The sequence below is a fragment of the uncultured Methanobrevibacter sp. genome, assembly GCF_905235195.1.
Taxonomy (GTDB): Archaea; Methanobacteriota; Methanobacteria; order Methanobacteriales; family Methanobacteriaceae; genus Methanarmilla.
Genome location: NZ_CAJOKH010000011.1, coordinates 26303 through 37146, shown reverse-complemented (window position 1 = coordinate 37146; position 10844 = coordinate 26303). Strand labels below are relative to the sequence as shown.

Genomic DNA, 10844 nt, shown 5'->3' with positions numbered 1-10844 from the left:
GAAAACACCATTATAAAATTAAATTAAATTAATTGAATTTAGTAAAAATAAGAGTTTTGTGCAAGTTTCTCGTACTAAATAATCTAGCACCCTATAAAATAAAATATATAATCAGAATCCATAATTTTCAGTTTCAAAAGTTTTTTGAACATCCTTTAAAACTTCAGGTATATTTATCTGTTGAGGACATTCTTCAATACATGACTGACATTCAGTGCAATCAGAAGCAATTCCTACATTAGAAAGTTTCGAATAGTTTAGATATGCATTTCCTGCTTGTGACCAATCTTCACGACCAAGGATTTTGTGTTTATTATATAAATCAAAGATTTTCGCTATATCAATGTTGGCAGGACATATATCAACACAATATCTACATTTTGTACAGTTAACAGTAATATTACTATTTATAATATCTGAAACTTCTTTAAGAATTTTATATTCCTCATCATTTAATGGACCCGCATTATTAAATTCTTGTATATTATTTTCAACTTGTTCTAAACTGCTTGCACCTGTCAATACAACACAAGCATCTAAATTTGCTACAAATCTCATTGCCCATGAAACAATTGACCTATTAGGATTATATTCTTTCATAAGCTTTTCTGCTTCTTCAGGAACATCTGCTAAAAATCCTCCTTTATATGGTTCCATTATCATAACCGGCTTATTATATTTTTTTGCTACTTCCAAACATTTTCTTGATTCAATTCCCTCATCTTCCCAATCAAGATAATTGATTTGTAATAATACAAATTCCAATTCAGGATGAGTGAAAAGAATTTCTTCTAAAAATTCTGCATTACCATGTGTAGATAATCCTATATGTTTAATAAAACCTTCTTCTTTTTTATTTTGGATAAATGAATACAAGTCAACATTTTTCCATGCAGTTTCAGTAAATCCACTTACATTATGCAACATATAATAATCAAAATAGTCTACACCACAATTTTCAAGTTGTTCGGAAAATATTGGCTCTAATTGAGATTCTTCTGAAATAATAAACAAAGGCATTTTAGTTGCAATTTTATATGAATCTCTAGGATATCTCTCAACAACTGATTTTTTAAAAGCGGATTCAGATTTACCTTCATGATAAATATATGCAGTGTCAAAGTGATTAAAACCGGCATCCATAAATGTATCTACCATTTTATTTACTTGCTCATAATCAATATTTGTAAAGTCATTTTCATCTAAAAGAGGAAGTCTCATCATACCCATTCCTAATTTCATAATTACACCTCTATAAAAAATACATAATAATAAAAATAAAAATAAAAAATAATAATAATTTTTTTTGCCTCTTAAAGATTAAATTAATCATTTTAAGAATTATTTGATTAAAAATATTAATTTTCCAAAATATTCCATTTAGAAAAATCGATAAAAATAAATGAATTATTCATTATTTGACCTGTGAAGAGATTTTTTAATTCTAAATGAGATATATTGACTTCCACCCCTGACATTTCTCTTCAATTCTTCCCAAGTCAAATTAGCAATAAATGTTTTAAATATATATGCAAATGAGAAATAATATTTACTCATAAGATTATCTCTAATTTTTTCAATTTCCTTATGATTTGCATAAGGATAATCTACAAGACAATTAAGATAACCATCATCATTTAACCATTTGGAATAATCTTCAGTTATAAGATATCCATTGTTTTTAGCCCAATTATAAAATTCTGTTCCTGGAAATGGTACAGCCTGTTGGAAAAAGCACATATCAGGATATACTTCTTTTGCAAACTCATAAGTCTGGTTAATTGTATCAAAATTATCTCCAGTAAGACCTATCATAAAGCAACCAAAGACTTTAATATTTAATTCATGGGCTGCTTTTGCGAAATTACGTGACTGTTCAAGAGTAATTCCTTTTTTAGTCTTATCAAGGACTTCCTGATTTCCAGATTCATATCCACATACAAGTAATCTACATCCAGCCTCTTTCATTTTTGCCATAGTCTCATAGTCTAAATCTACCCGAGTATTACAACTCCATACAGGTTTAAGATTTCTTTTTAAAATCTCATCACAAACATCCATTACACGTTGTTTATTTACTGTAAAAGTATCATCTTCAATGAAGATTTCCTTAATTTCAGGAATTTCTTTTAATATATATTCAATTTCATCTACAAGATCATTTACAGAACGAAGTCTATACAATCTTCCACCCATAGTAGATGGATATGAACAAAAATTACATTTATTTGGACAACCTCTACTTGATACAATCTGTATCATAGGTTTTTGTGCAAATGCATATGCATAATCGTCATAATTTAAAAATTTTTTATAAACTTTACTTACCCATGGAAGCTGATCTAATTCTACTAATGGTCTATCAATATTGTGAATAATTGAACCATCACTTGCCCTATATGATAAGCCTTCAATATCCTTTAGCTGATTATCATCTACAATCTCATTTCCACCTGCTTGAACAATCTCAGGTACTGTAAAATCATATTCTTGACGAACAACAATATCAATACCTTTACATTCTTTTAATACCTCATCAGGTAAAATTGTTGGATGAGTTCCTCCACAGATAATTTTTATATTTGGAAATTTATTCTTTATTTCATTAAGTGTATTATAATCATAATTACATGTAGGTGTAGTAGTCTCACACATAATATAATCTGGATCATATGAAGATATTGCATTTAACGTGTCTTCAAGTGTAAAGTTTTGGGTAATACAATCAATTAAATTAACCTCAATTCCATTATTTTCACATACTCCAACACAGTATGCTAACCAGTATGGATAATATAAAGTTCCAGATTTAGTTTTTTCAGGCCATCTACTAGCCCTACTAATATTAAATTCATAAGGTAAATTTAAAAATAAGATTTTCATCAATACACCAAATTTAATTTTTTAAAAATAAAAATAAATAAACATAATCCTTAAATTTAATATTTATTAGATTATTAATTATAATACTTTTTAATCAAATATAAATTTTATTTTTATATTATATAAATTTATTAATAGAAATTACAAATGAATTTACTTATCATAAATATATAAAGTAAATATCAAAAACAAAAAAATAAAACACAAAAACAATAAAATAAACATCAATATAAAAAAAATAATAAAACAATTTAATTAAATATAATTATTATTAGAAATAAAGTTTTAAAAAGATTAAAACAAAATAAATATTAAAGAATTAATAAAATAAGGAAAACTAATTAAAAAAATCGAATATCTAATTAAAATATAATATTAAAGGGATAAAATGGAAAAAAGAGTTATAGAAAAAACTGGAGATGAAATATCGCCACTTGCATTTGGAGCAATGAGATTAGATATTAAAAAAGGAAGAGAAGAATCTAAAAAAATACTTCGTCATGGAATTGATAATGGTATAAATTTAATAGATACTGCCTATCTTTATGGTCTTGGAGAAAATGAAAAATTTTTAAGTGAAGTGCTTAAAGATGGATATAGAGAAAAAGTTAAAATATCTACAAAAATTCCTGCATTTAATATTAGAAAAATAGAAGAATGTGAAAAATACTTGAATAAACAATTAGAAGCCCTTAATACTGATTGTATTGAATATTATTTTCTCCATAATATTGATTTAAAAATTTTAAAAAGACTTGAAAAGAAAGGAATCTTTGATTTTCTAGAAAAAGCAAAAAAAGAGGGTAAAATCAAATACACGGGATTTTCCTATCATGGAAATATAAGCCAATTTAAAGATCTTGTTGATTTATACAATTTTGATGCATGTATAATCCAATATAATTATTTTGATGAAGGAATCCAAATGGATTTAGATTGTATAAAATATGTAAAATCCAAAGGTATGGGCGTTTTCGTTATGGAACCTCTTAAAGGAGGAATTTTAGCAGGAAAATTACCTCAAAAAGCAGAAAAAATATTTAAAAAAGCAGATCCATCTAAAACAAATGGTGAATGGGGGCTTTCATGGCTACTTAACCAGAAAGAGATAACCGCAGTATTATCTGGAATAACAAGTTTAGACATATTAGATGAAAATCTAAATACTGCAAAACATGTAAAAATCAATTCTTTAAGTGAAAGGGAAATAAATACAATTAATGAAGTTAAAAATATTATGAGAGAATCACTTAAAATAAATTGTACAAATTGTGGTTACTGTATGCCATGTAAATATGGTGTAGATATACCGAGATGTTTAAGTTTATATAATGAAAAGTATTTATTTGATGAAAGTAAACTTGAAAGCTTTAAAAATTATTTTATGCAAGTTTCAGGAATTGTAGGTGGAAAAGAACAATATGCCAGCAAATGCATAAAATGTAATAAATGTGTAAGATTATGTACTCAAAAATTAAATATTCCTGAAGAACTTAAAAAGGTTGAAAAAGAATTTGAAAAAGTGGGATTTAAACAAATCTTATGGATTAGCAAACATATTGTTATGCCTATTGTAAATAAGATTAATAATTATAGAATCACATAATATTATTATAATACTAAATGATAAAAAAATTGATTAATTGTAAAAGAAAAAATAGCTATATTGATAATAAAAAAAATAATATTTTTAAAAGATTATAATAATTGAAAATAATATAAAATCCTGATATATTATTTATTAATCATTTATAAAAAGAGGAGAATGAAAAATGAATATATTACTTATTATTTTAATAATTATAATAATTGCATTAATTTTATTTGTAATTAGTACATATAATGGCCTTATAAAAGCTAGAAATAAAGTTAAAAATAGTTGGGCTCAAATTGAAGTTCAATTAAACAGACGTGGAGATTTAATTCCAAATCTTGTTGAAACTGTAAAAGGATATGCATCACATGAAAGTAAAGTATTTGATGAAGTTACCCAAGCAAGAACAGGTCTTATGAATGCAAATGGAGTTCAAGAAATGGCTGATGCAGATAACACTTTAAGTCAAACTTTAAAATCATTATTTGCTGTGGCAGAAAATTATCCTGAACTCAAAGCAAATGAAAACTTCCAAAATTTGCAAAATCAACTTGAAGATACTGAAAATAAAATTTCCTATTCTAGACAATTTTATAATGATACTGTATTAATGTATAATAACAAATGTGAAACTTTCCCAAGTAATATTTTTGCTAATGCATTTGGATTTAAACAAGCTGAATTCTTTAAAGCTCAAGAAGGAACTGAAACAGTACCTAAAGTTGAATTTTAAAATTCAACTTAATTTTTTTAATTCTATTTTTTAGGGATTTAAATGAATAAAGCAAATATTACTACATTACTCGTTATTGGAGTTTTAATTCTATTTCTTGTATTTGGCTTAGCTGGTTTTTATTTTTTAAATGGGGATAATAATAGCCATAGTAATGTAAATAGTAATAGTAATAATAATGACAATATTAAAATTAATGATGGAGATAGAGATTATAAAATATCAAATGGAGATATTAATCTAACTATTAATGATAATGGTTTACTACATGTTAGAGAAACTTATACTTATAACTTTGATGGATCATATCAAGGTGTAAAACGTAATATTCCCCTTAAAAATCATGAAGAATTAAATAATCTAAATGTTTATCTTGATGGAGCCTATGGAACAGTTGACGAATATTCATCAAATACTGGATATAATATTACAACCTATCTCTACAGTAATGAAGCTAAAACAGAAAGAATATCAAATAATGCAGAGGTAAATATTACATATGACTATGAAATGAACCATGTAGTTAAATTTTACAATGATACAGCAGAATTCCAATATAAAATATGGGGAGATACATGGGATAAACCTGTTGAAAAATTAACAGCACATATAAACTATCCTTCAAGTAATAATGTTGAATATTGGATTAATCCATATGAATATAAAGATACTAATAGTAAATGGGAAGGGGACACACTTGTAATTACAAGAAATCAGAAAACAAACCAATATTTAGAGATAAACTCTCTAATACCTTTAGATACCTTCTCGTCTATTGATAAAATAACTTATCATCCCAATAAGCAAATTGATAAAGTCCGTAATAATCAGGATAATTATGTGAAAAATTATGAACATGATAAAACATTTCTACCATTATTAGGAATTCTAGAATTATTAAGTTTAATTATACCTGTAGGTTTATACCTAAAATATGGTCGTGAACCTAAAATAGATTATAATGGAATTTATGAAAGAGAAACTCCAAGTAATGATAAACCTGCGTTTGTTAATGCAATGGGTGTATCAGGAAAATTAAAAAGCATTGGAGATTTAAATGAAAATGGATTTAAATCTACAATTATGGATTTAATAAATAGAAAATATTTAATTTTAATACATAAAGATGAAAAAGATACTGTTAAGCTTCAAATAGCAGATGAAAATATGTCTGAACTTGAAAGTTTTGAAGTTGAAGCAATTAATCTTTTAAAAAGATTTGAAATTAATGGCATAATTGACTTTACTTATATGGAAGAGGAACTACAATATGAAAGTATGGCAAGTACCTATATGAATAGTATTGAACAATGGAAAGAAAATTATAAAGAACAATATATTAACCCACAATTAGATCAATTCTTTAATGATAAAGGAGCAAGATATATAAAATATTATGGAATTGTTCAAGTAATTTTATCAATAGTAATAATAGTATTTTCACTGTTTAGTAATAACAAATCTGCATTCTATACACTGCTTATAATGAGTATAATTGTTATAGTAATATCCATAATACTTATTATTATCCCAAATACTATTGGTGGACAGTGGACTAAAAAGGGAAGAGAATATTATCAAAAGTGGAATAACTTTAAAAAATATCTTAAAGACTTTTCACTTATGAAAGAATACCCTCCAGAGTCTATTATCATATGGAATGAATATTTAGTCTATGCAACTGCACTTGGAGTTGCAGATGAAGTTGAAAAAGCTATGGGAGACTTAGCATATAGTTCAAGCGGATATGATGATTATAGTGCAATCTATATATTCTACTCATTTGGAGGATACTATGCATTTGATAGAACATTTGCTACTGCAATTTCAACTATAAATCAAATAGACATGGATTCCATAGGTGATATTGGTGGGGGATCTGGTGGTGGAGGTGGTGGAGCATTCTAAACTCCACTACAGATTTTTAAAAAAATAATCTGTTTTTTTAAAGATTTAATAATAATTTATTTTCATAAAAAAGAAAAAATAATAAATAAAATAAACTGGGGCAAACTATGAACAATAAAAAACTAATAGCATTAACTCGTCCTGTAAGTAGAAGTGATGAAGCTAAAAAATTAATAGAATCATATAAGGCTGAAGCACTTATAGTTCCAACACTTGAAATAGAACTATTAAATTCTCCTACACTTAAGACATTTATGGAAGAAGTGGAAAATATGGATTGGTTAATATTTACCTCCGTTTCATCTTTAGATTCAATATATAAATATTATCCTGATTTTAATGAAAAGATAAACAATAAATGTAAAACGGCAGTTATAGGCCATAAAACTGCAGAAGTTGCAGAAAAATATGGTCTTAAAGTAGATTTAATACCTCGAGATTATACTGCAGAAGGATTACTTGAAAGTTTTGAAGATATAAACATTAAAAATCAATGCATAGGAATTCCAAGAACATATTCTGCAAGGAAACTTCTACCTGAAGAGCTTGAAAAAAGAGGAGCTAAAGTTATACTTGCTGAGAGTTATAAATCAATACTACCTAAGGATACAAGTAAAATAGACAATTTGATTACTAAAATATTAAATAAAGAAGTTGATGCAATAACATTTACAAGTCCTTTAACTGTTCACAACCTATTTAAAGTTGCAGATAAAAGAAGTGATGATTTAGCTATAGGATTATCCGATTATTTATTATGTGTGTCTATTGGACCAATAACTGCAAAAGCATTAGATACATATAATGTAAAATACGTTTATCCTGATAGATATACAGTTAAAGATATGATTGAATTAATGTTTGATATGATTTAATACATTGACTATTTAAATTCAATGGAATATGAAAAAAACTAGCTAAGAAATAATATTATAAATTAAAATAAATATAATTAATAATTAAGTGAGATTATGACCTATAAAATAAGTATTATAATACCAGTATATAATGGTGAGAAAACCATTGAAAATACATTAAATAGTCTTATAAAACAAACAATAGGCATAGAAAACTTACAGATAATTATAGTTAATGATAAATCAACTGACGATACCTCAAAGATAATTGAAAATTATATTAAAGAGTATCCTAATATTGAACTGATTAATCTGGATAAAAATATTGGAGCAGCATATGGACCTAAAAATATAGCTCTTGATTATGTTAAAGGGCCATACATAATGTTTTTAGATGCTGATGATACTTATGAGCTTAATAGCTGTGAAGTATTATACAATACAATTAAAAATGAAAATGTAGACATTGTCTTTGGTAGATATAAAAGAATATATACTGATGTAGATAATGATAAATATGAAAATCATTACATAAACAATAAAAACCAATTAATACAAAAATCCCACTCTGCATTTAAAGACAGATTAAATGATTACACAGACGATATTATAGATAATATAAACCTTGAAGGATTAAGTGGATTTATATGGAAAAATATTATATCATATTTTATTTATGGAAAAACCTATAAAAATCCAAATATCTCCTGTGGAGTTTATGATAAAATTTATCTTGAAACATTAAATGATAATATAAATATACTTAGAAGTCTTCCTTCATTCTGGACAAAAATCTATAAATCCGATTTGATTTTAAAAAATAATATTAAATTTCCAGAAGTTATATCTGCAGAAGACTTAAACTTTTTAATGGAAGCATATTTTCATGCAAAGGGGATAATATTTCTAAATAACCAATTTGTATATAATTATTATATGAGAGATAGTGAAGATGACAAATCCATTACAAAAGATATTAGTTTTAAATTAGTCTATGATTCATTAATTGGATATAGTAAATGTTCTAGCCTTTGTAACAAATATAAATTTAAAGATGTTGAAATAATATTAAATCCATTTTTACTTAATTTTATAAGTCTAGTTAAAAAGTCTAATCTAACAAAAGATGAAAAAAACATAATCATTGATGAATTTAATAAATTTAAAAAAGAATATAATTGTGGAATTATAGGAAAATTAATAATACTATTAATTAACAGACTTTTAAATTAAATTTTTAAATAAGAATTTCTATTATAGTAAATACTAACCTTTTATTATAGTTATTTATAAATGATTTATAATAAAAATTTGCTAAATAACTATAAAACTAATTTTAGGATTAAATGATAGAATTAGAAGTATACTCTTCTAAATAATTTTAATTTTCAAATTTTATTCTTGTTTTTCTAATTTCATATCTTGCAAATGCATAATTTAAAATACTGGCAATTGACCTTCCAACAGTTAATCCAAGCCAGACACCCACTAAATTCCAATTAAATACAAATACAAATAATAGGATTAAAGGAAGGACAAATATAATTTCTCTTAGAATTGTAAACATTAAACTATACAATCCTTTTCCAATTCCTTGATAAAAAAAACTTGATGGAATTCCCATACCTGTAAAGAATAAACATGGAGATGCTAATTGTAGATATTGGGCGATCCCCGGTACTAAATTAGCAGTTTCTGGAGTGTATGCAAAAATTGTAGCTAACTGAGATGAGAAAACCACCAATATTATTGCAATTGCAATTCCTACAGTCAGTCCCATTTTAACACCATAAATATGTGTTCTGGAAAGGTAATCTCCATTTCGAGCACCATAAGCACTACCAGATACTGCAATAACAGCAGACCCTATTGCTGTTAAAGGCATTATTGCAAAAAGATATAATCTTTGACCTGTTGTGAATGTTGCTATTCCATAATCTCCACCAACCATTGAAATTACAATCAAAATGATTGACATTGCAATTGCCATAATTAACATATCAAATGAAGAGGGAATACCAACTTTAAGTATATCTTTTACTATTTTTGAATCGAATACAAAATATTTAAGGTTAATATCAATATAAGTATCCTTTTTAATTAGAATCCAGTATAAAATTACTATTGCAGCAATTGCAGAACTTACAACTGTTGCAAGTGATGCTCCTGCAGAGCCCCATTTAAAAACATATATAAATATTGGATCTAATAATGCATTTAAAATAACTGTAATAACTACAACATACATTGAACGTTTCATATCACCTTCCCCACGAAGGATTCCACTACAACCATTTGCAAACATTAAAGTGAATAATCCTACAAACAATGGAGTAGAATAAGCTATAGCTTCATTTAAAGTTTGACCAGAAGCACCATAACTTTCAAGTAATGGTCTTTGAATTAAAAAGAAAATAATTGATAATATAATTGAAGCTAGTGCAAAAATAAATAATGCTTGTGTTGCTGATTTAGTAGCCATATCACGATTTTTTGCTCCAATAAACCTTGAAATACTACTTGTAGCACCGTTTCCAAGTCCAACACTTGCTCCTGTTAAGACCATGAAAATTGGAGTTACAAAACCAATCCCTGCAATTGCAGTCTGTCCAAGTCCAGCTACCCAAATTCCATCAACAATATTGTATAGTGCTGTTAGAATCATTGAAATCATAATTGGGATAGCTAATTTTTTTACAGCCTTTTCAGGTTCTCCCCTCATTAATTCCACATTTTTATTTGTCATATTATCTCCTTTAATAATCATTCTTTAATTATTTCCTCACTTTTCTTGCTATTTCTCTTAACTGGTTTTTTGTCCTATTGTCTAATTTATTAACTCCAATAAGCTCTTCCTATTTTTTTTTAG

General features: G+C 26.1%; 8 protein-coding genes. 5 read left to right on the top strand and 3 right to left on the bottom strand.

Annotated elements, in window-relative coordinates; genetic code table 11:
* Positions 1–111 precede the first annotated feature (111 nt).
* Together QZ146_RS01810 and QZ146_RS01805 are read right to left on the bottom strand one after the other, a co-directional pair.
* Positions 112–1242: an aldo/keto reductase gene (locus QZ146_RS01810; protein ID WP_295721891.1), complete on the bottom strand. Its 1131-nt coding sequence runs from the start codon at positions 1240–1242 to the stop codon at positions 112–114.
* Positions 1243–1407: 165 nt separating this feature from the next.
* Positions 1408–2883 (bottom strand): B12-binding domain-containing radical SAM protein, encoded by a 1476-nt coding sequence (locus tag QZ146_RS01805; protein WP_295721887.1) that lies wholly within the window; start codon positions 2881–2883, stop codon positions 1408–1410.
* Positions 2884–3271: 388 nt separating this feature from the next.
* Between QZ146_RS01805 and QZ146_RS01800 the strand changes: the two genes are divergently transcribed.
* From QZ146_RS01800 to QZ146_RS01780, 5 genes are all read left to right on the top strand, one after another.
* The gene (locus QZ146_RS01800) at positions 3272–4489 is read left to right on the top strand and encodes an aldo/keto reductase (RefSeq protein WP_295721885.1); all 1218 of its coding nucleotides are present in this window, start codon (positions 3272–3274) and stop codon (positions 4487–4489) included.
* A gap of 166 nt (positions 4490–4655) precedes the next feature.
* Positions 4656–5210 carry a LemA family protein gene (locus QZ146_RS01795; RefSeq protein ID WP_295721883.1) on the top strand — a complete coding sequence of 185 codons (555 nt, stop codon included), beginning with the start codon at positions 4656–4658 and terminating at the stop codon, positions 5208–5210.
* 42 nt (positions 5211–5252) lie between these two features.
* Positions 5253–7118, top strand: coding sequence for a DUF2207 domain-containing protein (locus QZ146_RS01790; RefSeq protein WP_295721881.1), 1866 nt, complete (start codon positions 5253–5255; stop codon positions 7116–7118).
* 107 nt (positions 7119–7225) lie between these two features.
* Positions 7226–7993, top strand: a complete 768-nt coding sequence (locus QZ146_RS01785; RefSeq protein WP_295721879.1) for a uroporphyrinogen-III synthase — start codon at positions 7226–7228, stop codon at positions 7991–7993.
* A gap of 96 nt (positions 7994–8089) precedes the next feature.
* Positions 8090–9208: a glycosyltransferase family 2 protein gene (locus QZ146_RS01780; protein ID WP_295721877.1), complete on the top strand. Its 1119-nt coding sequence runs from the start codon at positions 8090–8092 to the stop codon at positions 9206–9208.
* A 148-nt stretch (positions 9209–9356) separates the two neighbouring features.
* Here the strand turns inward: QZ146_RS01780 and QZ146_RS01775 are convergent, their stop codons facing one another.
* Entirely contained in the window at positions 9357–10721 is a 1365-nt protein-coding gene (locus QZ146_RS01775) for an MATE family efflux transporter (RefSeq protein ID WP_295721875.1), read from the bottom strand.
* Positions 10722–10844: the final 123 nt, after the last annotated feature.

Bases quoted from the DNA above. Each gene is read 5' to 3' on its own strand.
- QZ146_RS01810 (WP_295721891.1), bottom strand. From the start codon at position 1,242: ATGAAATTAGGAATGGGTATGATGAGACTTCCTCTTTTAGATGAAAAT.
- QZ146_RS01780 (WP_295721877.1), top strand. From the start codon at position 8,090: ATGACCTATAAAATAAGTATTATAATACCAGTATATAATGGTGAGAAA.
- QZ146_RS01775 (WP_295721875.1), bottom strand. From the start codon at position 10,721: ATGACAAATAAAAATGTGGAATTAATGAGGGGAGAACCTGAAAAGGCT.
- QZ146_RS01790 (WP_295721881.1), top strand. From the start codon at position 5,253: ATGAATAAAGCAAATATTACTACATTACTCGTTATTGGAGTTTTAATT.
- QZ146_RS01785 (WP_295721879.1), top strand. From the start codon at position 7,226: ATGAACAATAAAAAACTAATAGCATTAACTCGTCCTGTAAGTAGAAGT.
- QZ146_RS01800 (WP_295721885.1), top strand. From the start codon at position 3,272: ATGGAAAAAAGAGTTATAGAAAAAACTGGAGATGAAATATCGCCACTT.
- QZ146_RS01795 (WP_295721883.1), top strand. From the start codon at position 4,656: ATGAATATATTACTTATTATTTTAATAATTATAATAATTGCATTAATT.
- QZ146_RS01805 (WP_295721887.1), bottom strand. From the start codon at position 2,883: ATGAAAATCTTATTTTTAAATTTACCTTATGAATTTAATATTAGTAGG.